A 22,521-nucleotide genomic window follows, 5' to 3' on the forward strand; every position below is an offset into this window, starting at 1 on the left:
GGGAGCGCGTGGGGTGATTGCATGAAGGGTGTCCTGATCTTGCTGTTATGGCTTTGCAGTCTTGGTGCACAGGCTGCAGCAGACACGCTGCGCATCAAGCAGCTGCAGCGTTGCGGTGACTTGTTCAGCGATAGCCGGCAAAAATGGTGTCTGCGTGCCGAAGGGCTCCGGGCAAATCTGCCAACGGTATGGCTGGGCGGCACGCGGCTGTCAGAAGCCGATATCGAGCGACAAGGTGACCGGCTAACGCTGAAGCTGGCGAGGCCAGCCCAGCGCAGCGCCCCGCTCTGGCTGGTCGATGGCGGCCGCACGAGCAACCCGGTATGGCTGACCCGCCAACGCAGTCATGTGATCGCCGCAGGGCCCGATGAAGTGGCGAAGAACATGGACGGCCTGACCACCTACGTCGACCTGGTCAGCCTGTTGATCGAAGAAAAACACGACGGCCTCGGCGAGGCCCGGCGCATCGCCGGTAAATACGGCGCCCTGGTTGTCGGTGCCATACCGCCGCTGAATGTCTACCAGCTGCGCTTGCCGGTAGATGATCTGGTGCAGCGCGATGCGATGGTCCTGCGCATGGGCAGTGAAGTCAGCGTGGATGCCGTGATTGTCGAAGAGTCCGGCCCTGAGCGCGGGGAGGAGGGCAATGGGCGCGGCAACCGGGCCATCGACCAGGCGGATGAATGGGCCGCCAACCGCTTCATGGACGCGCTGTATTTCTACCGGCGCCGGATTGCCGCATCTGGCTTGCCGGTGAAGCCCGTGCGGGTCGGGGTAATCGAGCGCGAAGTGGACTTCGACGCCCCAGGGTTCAGCCATTATCAGGGGGGCTGCGAAAAAGGCCAGACATGCCTATACGCTCGCGACGGTGATCGCCCGGCAAGCCACGGCAGCCATGTTGCAGGCATTCTCGCTGCGCAGGGTGAGGGCTTTTTGCCGGGGCTGGGTAAGCACAGCCCTGGCTTCGAGGTGGTGGTAGAGCGCAACTCGGATGCCGGTATCACCGCCAACATCGCTGCATCGGTGAACCTGGTCGAAGATGGCGTGCGGGTGTTGAACTGGAGCTGGGGCATTCACCGGGTCGGGGCACGCAATGTGAAGGGTGATGAGGTCGATTCGCTGGTGCGCTCCGGGCTGGCGATGAGCGGCTACGAGGAGTTACTTGAGGAGTTCTTCCTCTGGCTGCGCAAGGAGCACCCTGACGTGGTGGTGGTAAATTCGGCGGGCAATGGTGCGTCCTGGTCGGGGACCGATGAATATCGCCTGCCTTCGTCGTTCATCACCGAACAATTGCTGGTGGTGGGCGGGCATCAGCGCAGTGACAAGGCTACGGCAGTTGAAGCCCACGATCATGTGCGCAAGCGTCACAGCTCCAATATCGACATGCGTGTGGACGTCAGTGCTGCTGCCTGCATACGCCCAGTGTCGGCCGAGGCTGCGCATTGCGGCACGTCGTACGCAACACCTTTGGTGACTGCCACTGTGGCGACGATGCTGTCGATCAACCCGGCACTTACCCCGGAACAGGTGCGCATGCTGTTGCGGCGCAGTGCCTTGACCCTGGGCGTCGAACAGGATTTTGAAGCGATGGATGCCGAAGACCTGACGGCGCCGATCCTGCCCTCAGAGCGTGGTGGCCGCCTGAACGACCCGGATCTTGGCCGTTCGGCGCGCCTGGACATGCAGCGTGCGCTGGACCTGGCCGTGCAGAGCCTGGAACGTGTGCGTTGAGCGGTGGCCGCTGTCCGACAATTTCCGTAACATCCCGCCCCTCGTTTTTAAATCGTCCTCCGGACTGAACCACAGGAAGCCCATGAAGCCCGCCCGACTACGCGCCGACCTGCTCGCCGGCCTCACCACCTCGTTCGCCTTGGTCCCCGAGTGCATCGCCTTTGCCCTGGTGGCCCACCTCAACCCGCTGATGGGCCTGTATGGCGCGTTCATCATTTGTACCCTGACGGCGCTGTTCGGCGGGCGGCCGGGGATGATCTCCGGCGCTGCTGGCTCGATGGCGGTGGTGATCGTCGCGCTGGTGGTGCAGCACGGTGCGCAGTACCTGCTGGCCACGGTGCTGCTGGGTGGCGTGGTAATGATCCTGTTTGGCGTGCTGCGCTTGGGCAAGCTGGTGCGCCTGGTGCCATACCCGGTCATGCTCGGCTTCGTAAACGGCCTGGCCATCGTCATCGCCATGGCCCAGCTGGAGCATTTCAAGGACGGCGAACACTGGCTCACCGGCACGCCGCTGTACCTGATGGTCGGCCTGGTGGCGCTGACCATGGCGGTGGTTTATGTGCTGCCGAAACTGACCCGCGCGGTGCCGCCGGCTCTGGTGGCGATCCTCGGTGTCGGCCTGTTGGTGTACTTGCTCGGGCTGCCGACCCGCACCCTGGGTGACATGGCGCACATCGCTGGTGGCCTGCCTGGGCTGGCCCTGCCGGATGTGCCCTGGAATCTGGAAACCCTGAAGATCATCGCCCCTTATGCGGTGCTGATGGCCATGGTCGGCCTGCTGGAAACCCTGCTCACCCTCAACCTGACCGATGAAATCACCGAGAGCCGTGGCTTCCCGGATCGCGAGTGTGTGGCACTGGGCGCTGCGAACATGGTGTCGGGCCTGTGCGGCGGCATGGGCGGCTGCGCGATGATCGGGCAGACGGTGATCAACCTCAGTTCCAATGGCCGGGGCCGGTTGTCGGGTGTAGTAGCCGGCGTGATGATTCTGCTGTTCGTGCTGTTCCTGTCGCCGCTGATCGAGCGTATTCCACTGGCGGCGCTGGTTGGTGTGATGTTCGTGGTGGCCCAGCAGACCTTTGCCTGGGCGTCGTTGCGGGTGTTGCACAAGGTGCCGGTGAATGATGTGCTGGCGATCATTGCGGTGACCGTGGTCACGGTGTTCACTGACCTGGCCATGGCGGTGCTGTTCGGTATCATCATCGCGGCGCTCAACTTTGCCTGGCAGCATGCACGCGAGCTGTATGCCGACACCCATGAGGACGCGGGGGGCGGCAAGCGTTATCAGTTACATGGCACGCTGTTCTTCGCCTCGACCACCTCGTTCCTCAACCAGTTCGACACGGCCGGGGACCCGGCCCAGGTCACGCTGGATTGCCAGCATTTGAGCTTTGTCGATTATTCGGCGGTTGCGGCGCTGAAAACCCTGCGTGAGCGCTATGCCAAGGCGGGCAAGCATTTGCGCGTGGTGCATTTGTCGGATCGGTGCAAGAAGCTGTTGAAGCGGGCTGGCGAGCAGCACTGAGCTTGATTGTGGCCTGTACCGGCTTCTTCGCGGGCACGCCCGCTCCCACAGAAAGGCCGCAGGCCCAAACATTGTGCGCCCCCGGTGGGAGCGGGCGTGCCCGCGAAGAGGCCGGTACCGGAGAACCGCTTACTCTCCGCGGCTCTTCTTGACGATGCCGTCGGCAATGCTCGCCGGGGCCTCGGCATAGCGGGTGAACTCCATCGAGAAGCTTGCCCGGCCCTGGGTCATCGAGCGCATCGAGGTGGCGTAGCCGAACATTTCGCCCAGCGGAACTTCGGCACGGATCACCTTGCCAGCCGGCGTTTCATCACCGTCCTGGATCATGCCGCGACGTCGGCTCAAGTCGCCGAGGATGTCGCCCTGATACTCCTCCGGCGTCACCACCTCAACCTTCATCACCGGCTCCAGCAACACTGCGCCACCTTTCTGCGACAACTGCTTGGTGGCCATTGATGCGGCGATCTTGTAGGCCATCTCGTTGGAGTCGACATCGTGGTACGAGCCGTCGAACACGGCGGCCTTGAGGTTGATCAGTGGGTAGCCGGCAAGCACGCCGTTCTTCATTTGCTCCTCGATACCCTTCTGGATGGCCGGGATGTACTCGCGCGGTACTACGCCGCCGACAATCTCGTTGATGAACTCCAGGCCTTCTTTGCCTTCATCGCCGGGAGCAAAACGGATCCAGCAATGGCCGTACTGGCCGCGGCCGCCGGATTGGCGAACGAAGCGGCCCTCGATCTCGCAGGTGTTGCGGATCTTCTCGCGGTAGGCCACCTGTGGCTTGCCGATGTTGGCCTCGACGTTGAACTCGCGGCGCATGCGGTCGACGATGATGTCCAGGTGCAGCTCGCCCATGCCCGAGATGATGGTCTGGCCGGTCTCTTCATCGGTACGCACGCGGAATGAGGGGTCTTCCTGGGCCAGCTTGCCCAGCGCGATCCCCATTTTTTCCTGGTCGGCCTTGGTTTTCGGCTCTACTGCTACGGAAATCACCGGGTCGGGGAAGTCCATGCGTTCGAGAATGATCGGCTTGTCCATGTCGCACAGGGTATCGCCGGTGGTCACGTCCTTCATGCCGATCAGTGCGGCGATATCGCCGGCGCACACGTCCTTGATTTCAGCGCGTTGGTTGGCGTGCATTTGCACCATGCGGCCAATGCGCTCTTTTTTGCCCTTGACGGAGTTGAGCACCGCGTTGCCGGAGCTGAGCACACCGGAATACACCCGGGCGAAGGTGAGGGTGCCGACGAACGGGTCGGTGGCGATCTTGAAGGCCAGTGCCGAGAACGGTTCATTGTCGTCGGCGTGGCGTTCCAGGTGCTTTTCTTCGTCGTCGGGGTCGGTGCCCTTGATTGCCGGAATTTCCGACGGGGCGGGCAGGTAGTCGATCACCGCGTCGAGCATCAGCGGCACGCCCTTGTTCTTGAACGATGAGCCGAGGATGGTGGGCACGATTTCGTTGGCAATGGTGCGCTGGCGCAACCCGGCCTTGATCTCTTCGATGCTCAGCTCCTCGCCATCGAGAAACTTCATGGTCAGCTCGTCATTGGCTTCGGCCGCAGCTTCGATCATGTGCGCGCGCCATTCGTCGGCAAGCTCCTGCAGATCGGCTGGAATATCTTCTTCGCGGTAACTGGTGCCCTGGTCGGCATCGTTCCAGTAGATGGCCTTCATCTTCACCAGGTCGATCTGGCCAATGAAGTTCTCTTCGCTGCCGATGGCCAGCTGGATGGGGACCGGGTGGTGCCCCAGGCGCTGATCGATCTGCTTGACCACGCGCAGGAAGTCGGCCCCCTGGCGGTCCATCTTGTTGATGTAGGCCAGGCGCGGCACGTGATACTTGTTGGCCTGGCGCCAGACGGTCTCGGACTGCGGCTCGACGCCGTCCGCGCCGCTGAATACCACGACCGCGCCATCGAGCACGCGCAATGAGCGCTCCACCTCGATGGTGAAATCGACGTGGCCTGGGGTGTCGATGATGTTGAAACGGTACTTGTGGGCGAACTGCTTGGTCGAACCTTGCCAGAACGCCGTGGTCGCCGCCGAGGTGATGGTGATGCCGCGTTCCTGCTCCTGGGCCATCCAGTCCATGGTCGCCGCGCCATCGTGCACTTCGCCCATCTTGTGGTTGACCCCGGTGTAGAACAGGATTCGCTCGGTGGTCGTGGTCTTGCCGGCATCCACGTGGGCGACGATGCCGATATTGCGGTACAGCTCGATGGGCGTTGTGCGGGCCATGGCGGACTACCTGTGGGTGGGCGGATTCCACCAAGTTAGCAGACCGGTGGAATCCTGCCCTGCCGCCGGGCTGTCAGTCGGTCTGGGCTAGCAGCATCCACTGGCCATCCACTTCGCGGGCCAGGCCGCTGGCCGGCAGCAAGGCCAGCAGGCGCGCGTGCAGGGCGGCCTCGGTAAAGGTCTTGAGGGTGGTCAGGTCCAGCGCACCGACCAGGTTGAGATCAGCCTTGGTGTACGACAGCCAGGCTTTTTTCAACACCTGGGCGACGTCGCTGCCGGCGGTGCTGGCGAACCGGCGGTGCCACTGGCGGCCTTCGAAGGTGAAGTTGTGCGCGTGGCTGTAGGTGCTTTGGTCGGCGCCTTCTACACAGCGGTGGCAGTGGCATGGGCCCTCGCCGAAGGCGTTGCGCAGGTAGCTGTTGAAGTCCACGACGGGCTTGAGGGACAGGCGTTTGTCGACTTCGAACAGGTCGGCGATCAGGGGTTCTTCGGCGCTCACTCGGGATCCTCGTGTGGTGTGGCGTGCATCGGCGGGCACCCTAACAGATCGGGGCATTCAGATCACCTGTTGCAGGTGCCCCGCATACCCCAAGCAACATGCGATCCCTGTGGGAGCGGGCGTGCCCGCGAAGAGGCCAGTAGAGACAACAGAGACTGCCTGCCGTACTCTACGCGCCCCTACGCCTATACACCCACCGAGGTAACCCCGTTTGAGCACCAAGTACCCGTACATCGCCACCGTGACCATCAGCGCTGAAGACCGTGGCGGAGATACCGAGGCTTCGGAAAACCCCAGCATGCGCGTGGGTCTGGAAGCGGTGACCGAAACCCTGAAGAAGGTGCATTTCGTCGGTACGCTCGCGGCCCCTGAGAAACCGGCCACGCATATTTGCGTGACCCTGGAGAATGGCCTGACCTATTACGGCCCGATCGTCAACGGCCATGCCGAACTGGAAGGCGGCTGGATCGCCTTCGAGTCCGACATGCTCACCCCGCAAGAGCTGGGCCTGTAAGCCTCAGCTCAGTTCTGCCAGGCACTGCTCGAGGATATCCAGCCCTTCCTCGAGCACCTCGGCCTCGATGGTCAGCGGTGCCAGCAGGCGAATGATGTGCCGCGCCTTGCCGCTGGGCATCAGCAGCAGGCCCTTGGCTCGGGCCGCTTCCATCACCTGGGCCAGTTGTACCGGTGCCGGGCTGCCATCGGCATTGACGAACTCGATCCCTCGCATGGCGCCCACGCCGGTCAGGCGGCCGATGTATGGGCTCAGGCCCGAGGCCTTCCAGCGCTCATGACGGCTGACGATGGCCTGCTCCTGCCGTTCACCCCAGGTTGCAACGTTTTCGTCGGTCATCTGCGCCAGGCTGGCCAAGGCCGCCGCGCAGGCAATCGGGTTGCCTGAATAGGTGCCACCCAGGCCGCCCTTGGGCAGCGCCGCCATCAATTCCTTGCGCCCGACCACTGCACCCAGCGGCATACCGCCAGCAATGCTCTTGGCCAGCAACAGCAGGTCGGGTTCGATGCCCAGGCGCGAGAACGCGAAGCGCTGGCCGGTACGGCCGAAGCCCGACTGGATCTCGTCGATGATGATCAGGATGCCGCGCTCGTCGCAGAAGCGGCGCAGGGCTTGGGCGAAGGCCGGGTCCAGGGCAAGGAAGCCGCCTTCGCCCTGTACTGGTTCGAAGATGAACGCCGCGACGTCCTCCACCGCCAGCTCGACGCTGAACAGGCGGTCCATGGCCTTGAGCGCCTGCTCGCAGGTAACCCCGGTATCCGCGCTGGGGTAGGGCAGGTGGTACACCGGCCCGGGCAGTTCACCGACCCGCTGCTTGTAGGGGGCGACCTTGCCATTGAGGTTCAGGGTGGCCAGGGTGCGGCCATGGAAGCCGCCGTCGAATGCGATGATGGCGCGTTTGCCGGTGGCGCCACGGGCCACTTTCAGGGCGTTTTCCGCCGCTTCCGCGCCGCTGTTGGTGAGCATGCCGGCCAGTGGGTAGTTGACCGGGACGAACTGGCTCAGTTGCTCCATCAGTGTCAGATACGGGCCGTGAGGGGCCGCGTTGAAGGCGTAGTGGGTCAGGCGGGTGGCCTGAGCCTGGATGGCCTCGACTACAGCGGGGTTGCAGTGGCCCAGGTTGAGCACGCCGATACCGCCGACAAAGTCGATGTAACGTTTGCCGTCAGTGTCCCAGACTTCGGCATTACGGCCATGGGAAAGTGTGATCGGGTGAACGATGGCAATGGATTGGCTGATACTTTCCTGGTTCATGGGGCACGCGGACCTTGTTCGAGTTTCTTATTATCCAAGCGTGTCGGCAGGTTATTCCGCAAACGAATTATTCGATTGCGGTCATTCCATGGATTCGTGATCTGGCTGGTTTTCTGGTTGGCTGTGCCGGCCTCTTCGCGGGCAAGCCCGCTTCTACCAGAGGCCGGGGCAGGTCAAATCAATCCCCCTCTGCCACCCGCTCCCGGATCCACTGCACAAAGGCCCTGATCTTGGGCACTTCGGCCGCATGCTCGGCATGCGCAATGAAGTGCCTACCGTTGCTTGCCACAGGGTGGTCCCAGGCCACCACCAGCTTGCCTTCGCTCAGCTCTTCGGCCACCAGATAGCGGGGAATCAGGGCTATGCCGCAGCCGGAGATGGCAGCGCGTATGCACAGGTAGAACGTGTCGAAGCGCGGCCCGTGGTAGCTGTTCTGGCTATGCAGCCCAAGCCCCAGGAACCACTCATGCCAGGCCTCCGGCCGCGAAACGCATTGCAACAGCCGGTGCTCAGTCAGCGCCTGGGCGCTGTCGAAACGGTGGCTGGCCAGCAGCTGCGGGCTGCACACGGGCACCACTTCTTCGCTGAACAACTCGATGCAGGTTGCCCCGGGCCAGGTGCCCTGGCCGAAGAAAAAGGCGACGTCAGCCTTGGCCTGAACCAGGTCGAATGGCTCCAGCTCGTTGCGCACATCCAGGTGAATGCGTGGGTAGCGGTCACCAAAACCCTTGAGCCTGGGCACCAGCCAGCGGGCGCCGAAGGTCGGCTGGGTGGCGATGCGCAGCACTTCGGTTTCGTCGCCGTAGCTGAGGATGTAGCGGCTGGATATGTCGATCTGGGTGAGGATCTTGTTCACTTCGGTGAGGTACAGCGCGCCGGCCGGGGTCAGGTGCAGGCGCCGGCGAATGCGCTGGAACAGCGAGTGCGAGAGCATGTCCTCAAGCTGCGCGACTTGCTTGCTGACGGCGCTCTGGGTCAGGTGCAGTTCCTGGGCCGCGCGGGTGAAGCTGAGGTGGCGGGCGGCCGCTTCGAAGCACTGAAGGGCGGTGGTCGAAGGCATCAGGCGTTTGGACATGACGGGCGAATACCGAGCAAAAAAGGAAGGAGTTCATTCCATAAAGGAATTATGTGGTTCGAAAAGGTCGTTTGTTGACCCCGGCCTATAGATTAATACTGACCTGGATCAACGATTACAACCGGTCATGCGAAGAGGAGGTCAATACCCGCTTCCGTCATCTGCAAAACAACAACAACACACATCAGAAATTTATAAGAATTCTGCTCAGACCTTCAGCCGCTTTGCTGCGGCCGACCCATTCGAGGGTTCTTCATGGCTTCGCAAGACAACAAGAAACAGCGCTCACTGCAGCACGGCCTGACTTCCCGTCAGGTTTCCATGATCTCCATTGCCGGCATCATCGGCGCCGGGTTGTTCATCGGGTCCTCCAACGCCATTGCCACCGCCGGCCCGGCCATCCTCATCTCCTACGCCATGACTGGCCTGCTGGTCTTGCTGGTGATGCGCATGCTGGGTGAAATGGCCATCGCAAACCCCAACAGCGGCTCATTTTCCACCTACGCCTCGGAAGCCATTGGCCCTTGGGCGGGCTTTACCATCGGCTGGTTGTACTGGTGGTTCTGGGTGTTGATCATTCCGGTGGAAGCCATTGCCGGTGCTGACATCCTGCATGCCTACTTCCCTGGCGTGCCTTCCTGGCTGTTCGCTTTCCTGATCATGCTGGTGCTGTCCTGCACCAACCTGGTCAGCGTGAAGAACTTCGGTGCCTTCGAGTACTGGTTCGCGCTGGTCAAAGTGGTCGCGATCATTGGCTTCATCGTGGTGTGCACCTTGGCGGTGTTCGGCTTCTGGCCGCTGGCGGAAGTGTCCGGGGTCAGCCGGCTGTGGGACAGCGGTGGTTTCATGCCCAATGGCTTCGGGACGGTACTTGGGGGCGTGCTGATCACCATCTTCTCGTTCTTCGGTGCCGAAATCGTCACCATCGCGGCTGACGAAACCGCCAACCCGAAAGACAAGATTCGCCGCGCCACCAACCTGGTGGTGTACCGCATCGCCATCTTCTACCTGGCGTCGATCTTCCTGGTGGTGTCGCTGGTGGCCTGGAACGACCCCGGCCTGAAAGCAGTAGGGTCGTTCCAGCGTGTACTGGAAGTGCTGAACGTGCCGGGCGCCAAGCTGCTGGTTGACCTGGTGGTGCTGGTGGCGGTGACAAGCTGCATGAACTCGGGGCTCTACACCGCGTCGCGCATGCTCTATTCGCTTGGCGCGCGTGGGCAGGCGCTTAGCGTGACCAAGCGCATTTCCGGTTCCGGCGTGCCGACCGTGGCGGTGATCCTCTCCACCCTGGCAGGTTTTGCAGGCTGCTTCGTCAACTACGTGTTCCCGGGCAAGGTGTTTGGCTTCCTGCTGTCGACCACCGGCGCCATCGCCTTGCTGGTGTACCTGGTCATTGCCGTGTCGCAGCTGCGCATGCGTGCCCGTGCCGAGCGTGAAGGGCGCCCGCTGGAGCTGAAGATGTGGCTGTTCCCATGGCTGACCTGGCTGGTGATCGGCACCATCGTCATGGTGCTGGGCTACATGCTGTTCAGCGATGCCTACCGCTACGAAACGCTGATGACCGCAGGTGTGACCGCGTTCATCCTGCTGGTTTCGCTGACCCAGCGGCGTGCCAGGATGGTTGCCCAGACGGCCTGATGTTTCTGCTTTAATGGGGGCGTTGCGCGCCCCCATTCCAACAAGCACAGGAAGCGTATGACTGATCACACACTTTCCCTTCAAGCCCTCGCGGCCCCTGAGGGTACCTGCTACGGCTGCGGCTGTTCCCACCCCAGCGGCCTGCACCTGCAAAGCCACTGGGACGCCGACGGTGTTCACCTGGTGTGCCGGCACTCGCCCGACAGCACCTTCATCGGCTGGCCTGGCCTGGTTTACGGTGGCCTGCTGGCGATGCTGGTCGACTGCCACTCCAACTGGACGGCGATGGCCTACCACTACCGTAACGAAGGCCGCGAGCCGGGCAGCTTGCCGCGTATCGACTGCGTTACCGGCACGCTCAACCTGACCTACCTGAAACCTACGCCGATGGGCGTCGAGCTGTTGCTCAAGGCGCGTGTCGAAGGCGAAGTGGGGCGCAAGAGCCGGGTCATCTGCGAAGTCTGGGCAGAGGATGTACTGACGGTGACCGCCGACTCCGTGTTTGTCCGCGTCGATACCGAAAAGCTCAAGCTCAAGGCCCACGGCCAGGCCTGAGCTGCCAATGCTGATGAGTGGTCGGTGATGGTCAGCGGCTGGGGATGTCTCTAGAGTGACAGGTTCATTCCCTTGGCAAGGTTGATCATGACCGAACTCAGTGCTTTCCCCATTACCCGCAAATGGCCCGCCAAACATCCCGAACGCCTGCAGTTGTACTCGTTGCCGACGCCCAATGGGGTGAAGGTGTCGATCATGCTCGAAGAGATTGGCTTGGCTTACGAGGCGCACAAGGTTAGCTTCGACAATGACGACCAATTGAGCCCCGAATTCATCTCGCTCAGCGCGAACAACAAGATCCCCGCCATCCTCGACCCGAACGGGCCGGGCGGTCAGCCGCTGGCGCTGTTTGAATCGGGGGCGATCTTGCAGTATCTGGCGGAGAAGAGCGGCCAGCTGCTCAGCCAGGACCCCGCTCACCGCTACCAGACCCTGCAGTGGCTGATGTTCCAGATGGGCGGCATCGGGCCGATGTTCGGCCAGGTCGGGTTCTTCCATTTCTTTGCTGGCAAGGAATATGAAGACAAGCGCCCGCGCGACCGCTATGTCAACGAGTCCAAGCGGCTGCTGGGCGTGCTGGATCGGCATTTGAAAGGTCGGCAGTGGATGGCTGAGGAATACAGCATCGCCGACATCGCCATCTTCCCTTGGGTGCGTAACCTGGTGGAGCGCTACAACGCCCGTGACCTGGTGGGCTTCGACCAATTCAAGGAAGTGCAGCGCGTGCTGGCGAATTTCCTGGAACGGCCAGCCGTGCAGCGTGGCCTGAAAATCCCGGGCTGATCAACCTGTGCAGGGACAGCCTTGCGCAAACTTCGAAACGCCTGCCGGTCGCCCGTAGGAGCGGGTTTACCCGCGAAAGGGCCGGGCCTGCAGGCCAATATCCACCCGCCGTTCACGGTTGCCGCCGCTACCGTATTCGCGGGTAAACCCGCTCCTACACCCGACGGCGTACGGGTTCAGAAGATGTGGTTCAGCAGCCAGTACAGGCTGCCAGCCAACAGCATTGCCGCTGGCAAGGTCAGCACCCAGGCCATCAGCAGATTGAACAACGTGCGCTTCTGAATCCCCGACCCATTGGCCACCATGGCCCCGGCCACCCCCGAACTCAGCACATGCGTGGTCGACACCGGCAGCCCGAACATATCTGCTGCGCCAATGGTGCACATCGCCACCACTTCGGCCGATGCGCCTTGGGCATAGCTGAGGTGGGTCTTGCCGATCTTCTCGCCAACGGTGACCACAATACGTCGCCAGCCAACCATGGTCCCCAGCCCCAGCGCAATGGCTACAGCTACCTTCACCCATAGCGGAATATAGCGGGTGGCGTCGTCCAACTGGGTCTTGAAGCGTTGCACATGGCTGTGGGTGTCGGCATCGAAAGTCACCAGGTGGTTTTTCTCCATGAGGCGGATGGCTTCACTGGTCAGGTACATGTCGTTACGCACGTTGGCCATGGCTTCAGCCGGTATGCGCTTGAGCGAGCCATAGCCTTTGACTTCTTCGCCGATCATACCGGTCAGCGCCGCCAGCGCTGGTACCAGGTGCGGGCTGGCCTTGGGTTCGGCAATGAACAGGGTCAGTACCTGGCGCGGGTCAGCCGGGGCCGCTTGCGGGGCGCTGCGTACCAGTGCCTGGCGGGTTACCTCAGCGACAGCGGAAAACTGCAGAGCCTGCTCGTTGGGCATGGTCTTGTTCAGCGCGTAAGCCATTGGCAGGGTGCCGACCAGAATCAGCATGATCAGCCCCATGCCTTTCTGGCCGTCGTTGGAGCCGTGGGCAAACGATACCCCGGTGCAGGTCAGAATCAGTAGGCTGCGGATCCACCACGGTGGCGGTGTCTGGCCTTCCGGTGCCTGGTACAGGGCCTTGCGTTTGACCTGCGCGCGCAGGGCCAGCAGCAACAGGGCTGCGCAAGCAAAACCGATCAGCGGTGAGAACAGCAGGGCATAACCCACCTTGCTGGCTTGGGCCCAATCCACGCCGCTGGTGCCGTCACGCCCATGCATCAGCGCATTGGCTACGCCCACGCCGATGATCGAGCCAATCAGGGTGTGCGAGGACGATGCCGGCAGGCCCAGCCACCAGGTGCCAAGGTTCCAGATGATCGCCGCCAGCAGCAGGGCGAAAACCATGGCAAAGCCGGCCGAAGAGCCGACCTGCAGAATCAGCTCTACCGGTAGCAGGGCGATGATGCCGAACGCCACCGCGCCACTGGAGAAAAGCACGCCCAGGAAGTTGCACAGCCCAGACCACACCACCGCGACCGGGGCCGGCAACGAATGGGTGTATATCACTGTGGCTACCGCGTTGGCGGTGTCGTGGAAGCCGTTGACGAACTCGAAGCCCAGGGCAATCAGCAGCGCCAGGCCCAGCAGAAGGAACGGTGTGGCCGTGGTAATGACCGTACCGCTTGCGGTCACATCCTGCTTGAGGCTCCAGGCGGTGTAGGCGATACCAGCCAGCAGCAGGCTGAAGAACAACGTTAAGGTGGCACGCCCAGGCTTGTGGGAGAGCTGCGGGCGGGCGTCGTGTTGGGCCAGTAGTGGGCTGCTGGCCACTGACGGGGTTGCCATGGGGGCTCCGGTTGGCGTTGGGCGAAAGTGCCGAAGGCCTTGAGCATAGAAACAATTCGTAACCCGGCCGTGACCTCGATCAATGAATTATCTAGGCTCAAGACGGACGGTAATGGCAGGAGACGCCCATGATTCGCTGCAAGCGTGTCTATGATGCGGTTGAGGATGAAGATGGCCAGCGTGTACTGGTCGACCGCCTGTGGCCGCGCAACAAACGCAAGGAAGACCTCCATGGGCAGTGGTTGCGCGAAGTGGCACCTTCGAATGAATTGCGTAAGGCGTTCCACCAGGGTGAAGTGGATTTCGCCGGTTTTACCCAGCGGTACCAGCAAGCGCTGGCAGCCCACCCCGAGCACTGGTATCCGCTGCTGGACATGGCCAGGAAGGGCACGCTGACGTTGCTTTATGCCGGCAAGGACAGCGAGCACAACAATGCCCGGGTGCTGGCCGATTGGTTGGAAACCGAACTGGACAGGTGTGGCCCTGGCAGTTCGCCGGTGTGTTATGCCCAATGAGTGCGATGCCCTTACAGTTGATTCCCGCCAAAGACATCCACTGCACCTTCGCCCGCGACCTCACGCGCCGCGCCATGTTGCCCTACTACCGCGAATACGACCTGCTGTGGATCGAAGAAGCCTTCGACGCAGCCTGGGGCTGGCGCGAGCAGTGGCTGGTGATCGAAGACGACACCCTGTTGGGTTTTTGCAGCCTCAGCCAGGACCGCCAGGCACTGTTCATCCGCGAGTTGCACCTGTTGCCTGAACACCGTGGGCGGGGCGTCGGTAGCTGGGTGCTGGAAGAACTGGCGCTATGGGCCAGTCAGCGGCGCCTTCCCTTGTTGCGGCTGATGGTGTTCCGCAGCAACCCGGCCCGCCTGCTGTACCAGCGTCACGGCTTCGTCGAGATGGGTGAAGACGATTGCTTTGTGCGGATGCAGCGGGATATCAACGTAGTAGCTAAATGATGGCTTGTCGCGACCGCAGCGCATGGGCATAGTGGATCCAAACGTTTACGGCTGCCTGCAGGCGGGTAGACCGTGTTGAGGATATTAGGGAAAAGGAGAAGCCTCTATGAACGGAATCGGTCCGCGGCTGCGGGAAGAGCGTGAGCGGCTAGGTATGACCCAGCGTGTATTTGGCGATATCGGTGGGGTCGAGCCCAACGCTCAGGGCAAGTACGAAAGCGGTGAACGCACACCGCGGGTCGATTACCTGGCGGCATTGGCGGCCAGGGGGGTGGATGCGCAGTACGTACTCAGCGGCCTGCGCACCCCGACAGCGCTCGAAGGTTTGAGCGCGGATGAGTCCGGTTTGCTGGGGGCTTTTCGGGAATTACCGTTGGACGATCAGGCGGCGCTCTTGCACCTTTTGGGGCGGTTGGCCAACGACGCCAAGCCCCGGCAAATCGTGAGGCCTCTCACCGTCGAACGTCAGTTGTTTCTGAAGGATGCAATGCGTTAGGCCCACCGTGAAAAATTTTGTTAAGGTGGCGGGATCCAATCGCCCTGCTGACGAGGTGTGTGCTTGATTAGGGTCTTAGTGGTCGATGATCACGATCTGGTACGAACCGGTATTACACGGATGTTGGCCGACATCGACGGCCTGCAGGTGGTGGGTGAGGGAGACTCGGGCGAGTCGGCACTGAAACTGGCCCGGGAGCTGAAGCCGGACGTTGTGCTGATGGATGTAAAAATGCCCGGCATCGGCGGCTTGGAGGCCACCCGAAAACTGCTGCGCAGCCACCCTGACATCAAGGTAGTGGCGGTGACTGTGTGCGAGGAAGACCCGTTCCCCACACGCTTGTTGCAGGCCGGCGCTGCCGGTTACCTGACCAAGGGTGCGGGCCTTGACGAAATGGTCCAAGCCATTCGTCTGGCCTTTGCCGGCCAGCGCTATATCAGCCCGCAGATCGCCCAGCAGCTGGCGCTGAAACCGTTCCAGCCGCAGGGCTCTCCGTTCGACGCGTTGTCCGAACGGGAAATCCAGATTGCCCTGATGATCGTCGGCTGCCAGAAGGTGCAGATCATCTCCGACAAGTTGTGCCTCTCGCCCAAGACCGTCAATACTTACCGTTATCGGATCTTTGAAAAACTCTCGGTCACCAGTGACGTCGAATTGACCTTGCTGGCCGTTCGCCACGGTATGGTTGACGCAAGCCTGTAAAACCTCATGTCCCAAGTCTTTGATGCCAGCGCATTCCTGGCGACCTGCAGCGGTCGCCCGGGCGTTTACCGGATGTTCGACGGCGAAGCCCGGCTGCTTTACGTGGGCAAGGCCAAGAACCTGAAGAAGCGCCTGGCCAGCTATTTCCGCAAGACTGGCCTTGCCCCCAAGACCGCCGCGCTGGTTGCGCGCATCGCCCAGGTTGAAACCACCATCACCGCCAACGAAACCGAGGCGTTGCTGCTGGAGCAGAACCTGATCAAGGAATGGCGGCCGCCGTACAACATCCTGCTGCGCGACGATAAGTCCTACCCCTACGTGTTTCTGTCCGATGGCGAGTTTCCGCGCCTGGGCATTCACCGGGGGGCAAAAAAGGCCAAGGGCCGTTATTTTGGCCCGTACCCCAGCGCCGGGGCCATTCGCGAAAGCCTCAGCCTGCTGCAAAAGGCTTTTTCAGTGCGTCAGTGCGAAGATAGCTACTACGCCAACCGCACCCGACCCTGCCTGCAATACCAGATAAAACGTTGCAAAGGGCCCTGCACCGACCTGGTGACTGCCGAGGAATACGCAGAGGACGTGCGCCATTCGGTGATGTTTCTGGAAGGGCGTAGCCAGCAACTGGGCAATGAGTTGAACGCCGAGATGGAGAAGGCCGCCATGGCCCTCGATTTCGAAAAAGCCGCCGAGCTGCGCGACCAGATCGCCCTGTTGCGCCGCGTGCAGGACCAGCAGTACATCGAGGGCGGCAGCGGTGATGTCGACGTCATCGCCGCCTTCGTCAACCCGGGTGGCGCCTGTGTGCACCTGATCAGCGTGCGCGGCGGGCGAGTACTGGGCAGCAAGAACTTCTTCCCGCAGGTGGGCATCGAGGAGGAGGTGGCCGAGGTCATGGCCGCATTCCTGTCCCAGTACTACTTGGGCAACGCAGAGCGCGAGCTGCCCGGCGAGTTGATCGTCAATGTTGTGCACGAAGACTTCAATGCCATCACCGAAGCACTGCACACGCTGCGTGGCCGCGAACTGACCATTAGCCACCGGGTGCGTGGTACCCGCGCCCGCTGGCAACAACTGGCAGTGACCAATGCCGAGCAGGCGCTGAATGCCCGCCTGGCCAACCGCCAGCACATGGCTGCGCGCTTCGAGGCCCTGGCCGAAGTGCTGGGCCTGGATGAAGTGCCGCAACGCCTGGAATGCTACGACATCAGCCACTCCAGTGGTGAAGCTACCGTGGCCAGTTGCGTGGTGTTCGGCCCTGAAGGGCCGATCAAGTCCGACTACCGCCGCTTCAACATCGAAGGCGTCACCGCAGGTGACGATTACGCGGCCATGCATCAGGCCCTGACCCGCCGCTATGGGCGCATCAAGGACGGTGAGGGCAAGTTGCCCGACGTGCTGCTGGTGGACGGTGGCAAGGGCCAGCTGAACATGGCCCGCGATGTGATGCAGGAGCTGGGCTTCACCGACCTGACCCTGCTCGGTGTGGCCAAGGGCGTCACACGCAAGGCGGGTTTCGAAACCCTGTACCTGAACGATGTGCATCACGAATTCACCCTCAAGGGCGATTCATCGGCCTTGCACCTGATCCAGCAGATCCGCGACGAAGCCCACCGCTTCGCTATCACCGGCCACCGCGCCCGCCGTGGCAAGGCCCGTCGAGTCTCCAGCCTTGAAGATGTGGCCGGGGTAGGGCCCAAGCGCCGCCGCGACCTGCTGAAACATTTCGGCGGCCTGCAGGAGCTCAACCGCGCCAGTATCGATGAAATCGCCAAAGCCCCCGGCATCAGTAAAAAGCTTGCCGAATCAATTTATGCCAGCCTGCATAGCGAGTAGAATGCCGGGCTCAACTTGCGGCCAGTCGTACCGATGAATATTCCAAACCTGCTCACCGTTCTACGCGTCCTGCTCATTCCGTGCTTCATTCTGCTCTTCTATATGCCCTATGAGTGGAGCTACATGGCTGCCAGCAGCGTATTCGCGGTTGCCGCCGCCACCGATTGGCTGGACGGCTACCTGGCGCGTCGACTGCAGCAGAGCACGCCGTTCGGCGCCTTTCTCGACCCGGTGGCTGACAAGCTGATGGTGGCAGTGGCCCTGGTGCTGCTGGTGCAGACCCACGCCAACTTCTGGCTGACCCTGCCGGCGGCGGTCATCATCGGTCGCGAGATCGTGGTGTCTGCGCTGCGCGAGTGGATGGCTGAGCTAGGGGCGCGAGCACATGTGGCGGTGTCCAACCTCGGTAAGTGGAAGACTGCGGCGCAGATGCTGGCGCTGGTGATCCTGCTGGGCAACCCGCCAGCGGTAACGTTCTGGGTGATCCTGGGCTACGGGCTGCTGCTGGTGGCAGCGGGGCTGACGCTTTGGTCGATGGTGCACTACCTGTTGGCCGCCTGGCCGCACCTGCGCGAAGGTTCGGAAAAAAAATAAAAGTTTTTTGAATCAAGGGGTTGACGCTGTTTTAGAAATCGCTAGAATGGCACCCATCACGACGCGGGAATAGCTCAGTTGGTAGAGTACGACCTTGCCAAGGTCGGGGTCGCGAGTTCGAGTCTCGTTTCCCGCTCCAAATTCGATCCTCAGTGTGTCGCTGGGATCAAAAAGAAGAGGCCTTCAAGGCCTCTTTTTTTATGCCTGAATTTTATATCTCGGCTATTGCCCCGGTTTCGACCAAACGGTCGCTGGGGGCGTAGCGAAATTGCAGGGTTTTCTGGGCAGGGTCGACGTAGCGCGTCAGTTGACCAGCGACATCAATTTCATAGCGGTCAATGCGACCGCCTGGACGTTCGCTTTCTACCAGATAACCACGTGCGTCGTAGCGGAAGTGGGTGTGTTTACCCCGGGCATTGATGCTTTTGAGGTCGTAGCCGTAACGGTTGTGTCCCGAATAAGTCTTGCCCGTGTGAGGTAGGTCATGAAAGCGGCCGATGATCTGTTCAAGATGCGCGTTTTCGTCATTGGCAGCATTGGTCATCCCGCGGCGCTGGATCTGGGTCAGTACCTCGGCAATCAGGTTGTCGCTGGCATCGTAGCGATAGGCCTTGTCCAGCAGTGGCAGCACTTCAGCAGGGGCGTCGCGGTAGTGAATAGCCTTGCCGGCCAGGCGACCGCTGGTGTCGTAGCGCGTGCGGGTGACCAGTTTGCCTTGGGTGCGCAGGACCTCGTCGTGCACCGCATCACGCTCGAAATCGCTGATCACCCGGCCATTCAGGTTGATCTGGTGCAGGTGTCCGCTGCCGTAGTACAGGTGGTTGAGTTCGCGCTGGTCGGGCAGGACTAGCGTCTGCAGGTTGCCCAGTTCGTCGTAGCGGTACTGCAGCAAGCCAGCGCTGTTGGTTTCGCTGAGCAGTTGCCCGTTGGCGCCGTAGGTGTAGTCGAGTTGCTGCTTCTTGCCTTGATTGTCTGTGAAGGTGATGGACAACAGATTGTCGGCCGCGTCGTAGCGATAGTCGGTGGTGCCATCTTCAGTGCGCTTGCTGACAAGCCGGCCGATGGCGTCACGCTCGAAGTCATGGCGGATGGCAGTCGTCCGTGTCGGCGGGGCGTTGTCATCCAGCACGTTGTAGGCATAGAGGCGGCCACTGCCATCCAGGTCTTTTTGTGCCACCAGCCGGTCCAGTTCGTCCCAGCCGAAGCGGTATGACTCGTCATTCTCGTTGGTAAGTTGCAGTAGCCGACCATAGGCGTCGTAGCGGAATTTCACGCTGTAGCCCATGGCGTCCGTACGCTCGACCAACCGGCCGCTGGGGTCGTAGCGAAATTGCAGGGTTTTCTGGGCAGGGTCGATATAGCGCGTCAGTTGACCAGCGACATCAATTTCATAACGATCAATGCGACCGTCCGGGCGTTCGCTTTCGACCAGATAACCACGTGCGTCGTAGCGGAAGTGGGTGTGTTCACCCCGGGCATTGATGCTTTCGCGCAAGCGGCCATGGTCGTCGTAGTGATACAGCGTCTGGGCATTGCTGCAGTCGCGGTAGCTGAGCAACTGACCGCACGTGTTCCAGCTCAGGTATTTGCTCTTTTCGAGGGCATCGGTGACCTGGGTGAACTCGCGGCATATCTGCTAATTTCTTCGACTGCCTTGGATTTGAGTGTAGAAATCTAAAAAGCTTGGTGCTACTAATATTGCATTGTTGGGGCCTATATCATCTTCCATCGCGGTGTATTTCACACTGCCGGTTACGGTGTCAAGCCAGAAGTCATTGTCTCCGCAATTTCCGGCGAACGGGATGTTGTTTTGGAAAAATTCAGGGTTTCGTGGATAGCTGATTTTTTTGTTGTTAATAACCTCGGTTATCGACAGGAGTCTTGGATGTTGGAGAATGCCTGGTGTCTCAATGTAATGGAAAGACTCTATTTCAAAAAGATTGGGATCTTTGGTTGTTATTTTGTAAAATAAATCTCTGTATATGAATGCTCCTCCATCAAAGTATCCTCCGTTGTACCTTGAGTAGAAGTCGATAAAATGCTCCCTGCCTTTAAATTTTGAGGGTAGCATTGACTCAATTGTGGTGATATCCAGTCCTGGGTAAGAGTCGTTGAATGTAAGTTTGTTAAGGGCAAATATTTTTGGCTGTGCCATGCTGTGCTCCTTTCGGCCTAGTGTAGGTGGCGTTTCTTTTTGTTGCCTCAGCTATAGCTTCGGCTGTTCCATATTTAAAGCCAGTGATAAAGCTGAATTCATGTGCGCCACCTATGTGGGGATGCCGATGATACTTTGGATTAACAAGTTGCATGGACATTTCATTGGATTTTGGGTGATATTCAATGTGGTGGCCGATCCATCGTGAAGACATTGGTTCATTGATTTTTGCCTTTTTGTAGAGAGCTGCCTTATCGTCAGCATAATTTCCAGTAGCTTTGATTTTGTAAATCCCTTCCGGATTACCAGGGTTAACTGACCCCGGATGAAGAACATCTCCGCCTTCGGGAAGGAAAATTATCGGTAAGCGGTTGAGTCCGAGTGGGTCGATATAGATTAAGCGGTTCGGCCCGTATTGGTAAAGATTTGTGCCTCCCTTGAGGTGTATGGGGTCAGGTTGTGTAAAGCGTCCTATGTCTGAGTCATAGAATCTAAATGTATTGTAGTGTAGAGCTGTTTCTCTATCTAGATATTGGCCTTGAAGTCGTAAATTCTGCTCTCGCGCCTGCTGCGGGCTGCCCCACTCATCAGGTGCTTTTCCCCAACCTTTATAATTGCTCTGCCAGATAGTCAGGCCACTAGGATCAGTTAGCTGCTCTGGTAGACCTGCCAAGTTGGTGTGAAAGTAATGTGTCGTTTCACTACCCAATTTGCCGTCGATGCGTGCTAGTGGTTCATAGCTATCCGGAGTGGCATACACATACAAACTAGCCAACCCACTCTGCACTTCTTGAAGTAAGCGCAACCCTTGCCAGTGAAACAGCACCCGCCGGCGAGGCTCTGGATAGTCCCTCTGGTAAACCTCCTTGCTGATCCGCCTCCCCAAAGGGTCATAGGCAAACACCACCCGCTCACGCTCGCCACTGCGGTACTGCTCCACGCAAACCAGCCGCTGTTCGGCGTCATACTCGAAATACTGCACCCAATTGCTACCGATCCGCTTCTCACACAGCCGCCCAAAGCGGTCGTAGCGGTAGCGCTTGTCCTGATACACCAAAACCCGGTTGTGCTTGATCAGGCCATTGAGCTTGGGGCCGTCGAACAGATTGCCGGCCTTGTCGTACTTGAAATCCTCGACCTGCGTGGCTTGCCAGTTGGGGCGTGACTGCTGGACGGTTTGCAGTTGCTCGTTGAGGTCGTAGCCGTAACGGTTGTGTCCCGAATAAGTCTTGCCCGTGTGGGGTAGGTCATGAAAGCGGCCGATGATTTGTTCGAGATGCGCGTTTTCGTCATTGGCAGCGTTGGTCATCCCTCGGCGCTGGGTTTGGGTCAGTACCTCGGCAACCAGGTTGTCGCTGGCATCGTAGCGATAGGCCTTGTCCAGCAGCGGCAGCACTTCAGCAGGGGCATCGCGGTAGTGAATAGCCTTTCCGGCCAGGCGACCGCTGGTGTCGTAGCGCGTGCGGGTGACCAGTTTGCCTTGGGTGCGCAGGACCTCGTCGTGCACCGCATCACGCTCGAAATCGCTGATCACCCGGCCGTTCAGGTTGATCTGGTGCAGGTGCCCGCTGCCGTAGTACAGGTGGTTGAGTTCGCGTTGGTCGGGCAGGACCAGGGTCTGCAGATTGCCCAGTTCGTCGTAGCGGTACTGCAGCAAGCCAGCGCTGTTGGTTTCGCTGAGCAGTTGCCCGTTGGCGTCGTAGGTGTAGTCGAGTTGCTGTTTTTCTCCTTTGTTGTCTGTGAAGGTGATGGACAGCAGATTGTCGGCCGCGTCGTAGCAGTAGTCGGTAGTGCCATCTTCAGTGCGCTTGCTGACAAGCCGGCCGATGGCGTCACGCTCGAAGTCGTGGCGGATGGCAGTCGTCCGTGTCGGCGGGGCGTTGTCAGACAGCGGCGGCTGCTCGTCAGGCGAGGGCACATGAGTAAGACGAACGACCTCATCCAGCACGTTGTAGGCATAGAGGCGGCCACTGCCATCCAGGTCTTTTTGTGCCACCAGCCGGTCCAGTTCGTCCCAGCCGAAGCGGTATGACTCGTCATTCTCGTTGGTAAGTTGCAGTAGCCGACCATAGGCGTCGTAGCGGAATTTCACGCTGTAGCCCATGGCGTCCGTACGCTCGACCAACGTAAGTGCTCCATGAACCCCACATTCAAAGCGCTTACCTGATGCCC

The 22,521-nt window shown here is 60.5% G+C and carries 19 protein-coding genes, 1 tRNA gene and 1 pseudogene; 13 read left to right on the forward strand and 8 right to left on the reverse strand.

Features of this window, described 5'->3' with window-relative positions:
- Positions 1 to 21: 21 nt before the first annotated feature.
- Together ACE4QZ_RS10850 and ACE4QZ_RS10855 are read left to right on the forward strand one after the other, a co-directional pair.
- Positions 22 to 1,731, forward strand: coding sequence for a S8/S53 family peptidase (locus ACE4QZ_RS10850; protein WP_021783217.1), 1,710 nt, complete (start codon positions 22 to 24; stop codon positions 1,729 to 1,731).
- Positions 1,732 to 1,813: 82 nt separating this feature from the next.
- The gene (locus ACE4QZ_RS10855) at positions 1,814 to 3,256 is read left to right on the forward strand and encodes a SulP family inorganic anion transporter (RefSeq protein WP_021783216.1); all 1,443 of its coding nucleotides are present in this window, start codon (positions 1,814 to 1,816) and stop codon (positions 3,254 to 3,256) included.
- Positions 3,257 to 3,385: 129 nt separating this feature from the next.
- Here the strand turns inward: ACE4QZ_RS10855 and fusA are convergent, their stop codons facing one another.
- Both fusA and ACE4QZ_RS10865 read right to left on the reverse strand, forming a co-directional pair.
- Positions 3,386 to 5,497: an elongation factor G gene (gene fusA / locus ACE4QZ_RS10860; RefSeq protein WP_021783215.1), complete on the reverse strand. Its 2,112-nt coding sequence runs from the start codon at positions 5,495 to 5,497 to the stop codon at positions 3,386 to 3,388.
- 73 nt (positions 5,498 to 5,570) lie between these two features.
- Positions 5,571 to 5,996 (reverse strand): hypothetical protein, encoded by a 426-nt coding sequence (locus ACE4QZ_RS10865; protein ID WP_021783214.1) that lies wholly within the window; start codon positions 5,994 to 5,996, stop codon positions 5,571 to 5,573.
- A gap of 211 nt (positions 5,997 to 6,207) precedes the next feature.
- Here ACE4QZ_RS10865 and ACE4QZ_RS10870 point away from each other — a divergent pair, with 211 nt between their 5' ends.
- Complete coding sequence (locus ACE4QZ_RS10870) at positions 6,208 to 6,510, forward strand: hypothetical protein (protein ID WP_021783213.1); 303 nt, start codon at positions 6,208 to 6,210, stop codon at positions 6,508 to 6,510.
- 3 nt (positions 6,511 to 6,513) lie between these two features.
- Here ACE4QZ_RS10870 and ACE4QZ_RS10875 read toward each other — a convergent pair whose 3' ends face one another.
- Together ACE4QZ_RS10875 and gcvA are read right to left on the reverse strand one after the other, a co-directional pair.
- Positions 6,514 to 7,764, reverse strand: coding sequence for an aspartate aminotransferase family protein (locus ACE4QZ_RS10875; protein WP_021783212.1), 1,251 nt, complete (start codon positions 7,762 to 7,764; stop codon positions 6,514 to 6,516).
- Between the two features lie 178 nt (positions 7,765 to 7,942).
- A complete protein-coding gene (gene gcvA / locus ACE4QZ_RS10880; protein ID WP_003251398.1) occupies positions 7,943 to 8,839 on the reverse strand; it encodes a transcriptional regulator GcvA in 897 nt (298 codons plus the stop codon).
- Positions 8,840 to 9,094: 255 nt separating this feature from the next.
- Between gcvA and ACE4QZ_RS10885 the strand changes: the two genes are divergently transcribed.
- The 3 genes from ACE4QZ_RS10885 to ACE4QZ_RS10895 all read left to right on the forward strand — a co-directional run bounded on the left by ACE4QZ_RS10885 (position 9,095) and on the right by ACE4QZ_RS10895 (position 11,815).
- Positions 9,095 to 10,477, forward strand: coding sequence for an amino acid permease (locus tag ACE4QZ_RS10885; RefSeq protein ID WP_101196322.1), 1,383 nt, complete (start codon positions 9,095 to 9,097; stop codon positions 10,475 to 10,477).
- 57 nt (positions 10,478 to 10,534) lie between these two features.
- Entirely contained in the window at positions 10,535 to 11,032 is a 498-nt protein-coding gene (locus tag ACE4QZ_RS10890; RefSeq protein WP_003251394.1) for a PaaI family thioesterase, read from the forward strand.
- An 87-nt stretch (positions 11,033 to 11,119) separates the two neighbouring features.
- Positions 11,120 to 11,815: a glutathione S-transferase N-terminal domain-containing protein gene (locus ACE4QZ_RS10895; RefSeq protein WP_021783210.1), complete on the forward strand. Its 696-nt coding sequence runs from the start codon at positions 11,120 to 11,122 to the stop codon at positions 11,813 to 11,815.
- Between the two features lie 176 nt (positions 11,816 to 11,991).
- Here the strand turns inward: ACE4QZ_RS10895 and ACE4QZ_RS10900 are convergent, their stop codons facing one another.
- Complete coding sequence (locus tag ACE4QZ_RS10900) at positions 11,992 to 13,608, reverse strand: inorganic phosphate transporter (RefSeq protein ID WP_279935447.1); 1,617 nt, start codon at positions 13,606 to 13,608, stop codon at positions 11,992 to 11,994.
- A gap of 128 nt (positions 13,609 to 13,736) precedes the next feature.
- On the opposite strand from ACE4QZ_RS10900, the gene ACE4QZ_RS10905 reads away from it, so the two are divergent.
- The 7 genes from ACE4QZ_RS10905 (at position 13,737) to ACE4QZ_RS10935 (ending at position 18,333) form a co-directional block, all read left to right on the forward strand.
- On the forward strand, positions 13,737 to 14,123 hold the full coding sequence (locus ACE4QZ_RS10905) for a DUF488 domain-containing protein (protein ID WP_021783208.1): 387 nt from the start codon (positions 13,737 to 13,739) through the stop codon (positions 14,121 to 14,123).
- Positions 14,124 to 14,128: 5 nt separating this feature from the next.
- Positions 14,129 to 14,572 (forward strand): GNAT family N-acetyltransferase, encoded by a 444-nt coding sequence (locus tag ACE4QZ_RS10910; RefSeq protein WP_021783207.1) that lies wholly within the window; start codon positions 14,129 to 14,131, stop codon positions 14,570 to 14,572.
- Between the two features lie 106 nt (positions 14,573 to 14,678).
- A complete protein-coding gene (locus ACE4QZ_RS10915; RefSeq protein ID WP_103462287.1) occupies positions 14,679 to 15,068 on the forward strand; it encodes a helix-turn-helix domain-containing protein in 390 nt (129 codons plus the stop codon).
- Between the two features lie 63 nt (positions 15,069 to 15,131).
- Positions 15,132 to 15,770: a UvrY/SirA/GacA family response regulator transcription factor gene (gene uvrY / locus ACE4QZ_RS10920; RefSeq protein WP_003251380.1), complete on the forward strand. Its 639-nt coding sequence runs from the start codon at positions 15,132 to 15,134 to the stop codon at positions 15,768 to 15,770.
- Positions 15,771 to 15,776: 6 nt separating this feature from the next.
- Complete coding sequence (gene uvrC, locus ACE4QZ_RS10925; RefSeq protein ID WP_064493178.1) at positions 15,777 to 17,600, forward strand: excinuclease ABC subunit UvrC; 1,824 nt, start codon at positions 15,777 to 15,779, stop codon at positions 17,598 to 17,600.
- Positions 17,601 to 17,633: 33 nt separating this feature from the next.
- Positions 17,634 to 18,194, forward strand: a complete 561-nt coding sequence (pgsA, locus tag ACE4QZ_RS10930) for a CDP-diacylglycerol--glycerol-3-phosphate 3-phosphatidyltransferase (protein WP_021783204.1) — start codon at positions 17,634 to 17,636, stop codon at positions 18,192 to 18,194.
- Positions 18,195 to 18,257: 63 nt separating this feature from the next.
- A tRNA-Gly gene (locus tag ACE4QZ_RS10935) sits at positions 18,258 to 18,333 on the forward strand.
- Between the two features lie 72 nt (positions 18,334 to 18,405).
- Here the strand turns inward: ACE4QZ_RS10935 and ACE4QZ_RS10940 are convergent.
- The 3 genes and pseudogenes from ACE4QZ_RS10940 to ACE4QZ_RS10950 form a co-directional block, all read right to left on the reverse strand.
- Entirely contained in the window at positions 18,406 to 19,752 is a 1,347-nt protein-coding gene (locus ACE4QZ_RS10940; protein WP_157829271.1) for an RHS repeat protein, read from the reverse strand.
- Positions 19,753 to 19,830: 78 nt separating this feature from the next.
- Positions 19,831 to 20,349 carry an SMI1/KNR4 family protein gene (locus ACE4QZ_RS10945; protein ID WP_004576454.1) on the reverse strand — a complete coding sequence of 173 codons (519 nt, stop codon included), beginning with the start codon at positions 20,347 to 20,349 and terminating at the stop codon, positions 19,831 to 19,833.
- 373 nt (positions 20,350 to 20,722) lie between these two features.
- A pseudogene (locus ACE4QZ_RS10950) lies at positions 20,723 to 22,474 on the reverse strand (RHS repeat-associated core domain-containing protein); the annotation flags it as partial.
- Positions 22,475 to 22,521 lie beyond the last annotated feature (47 nt).

Source organism: Pseudomonas sp. DCA-1, from assembly GCF_046523955.1.
GTDB classification, from domain to species: Bacteria; Pseudomonadota; Gammaproteobacteria; order Pseudomonadales; family Pseudomonadaceae; genus Aquipseudomonas; species Aquipseudomonas putida_Y.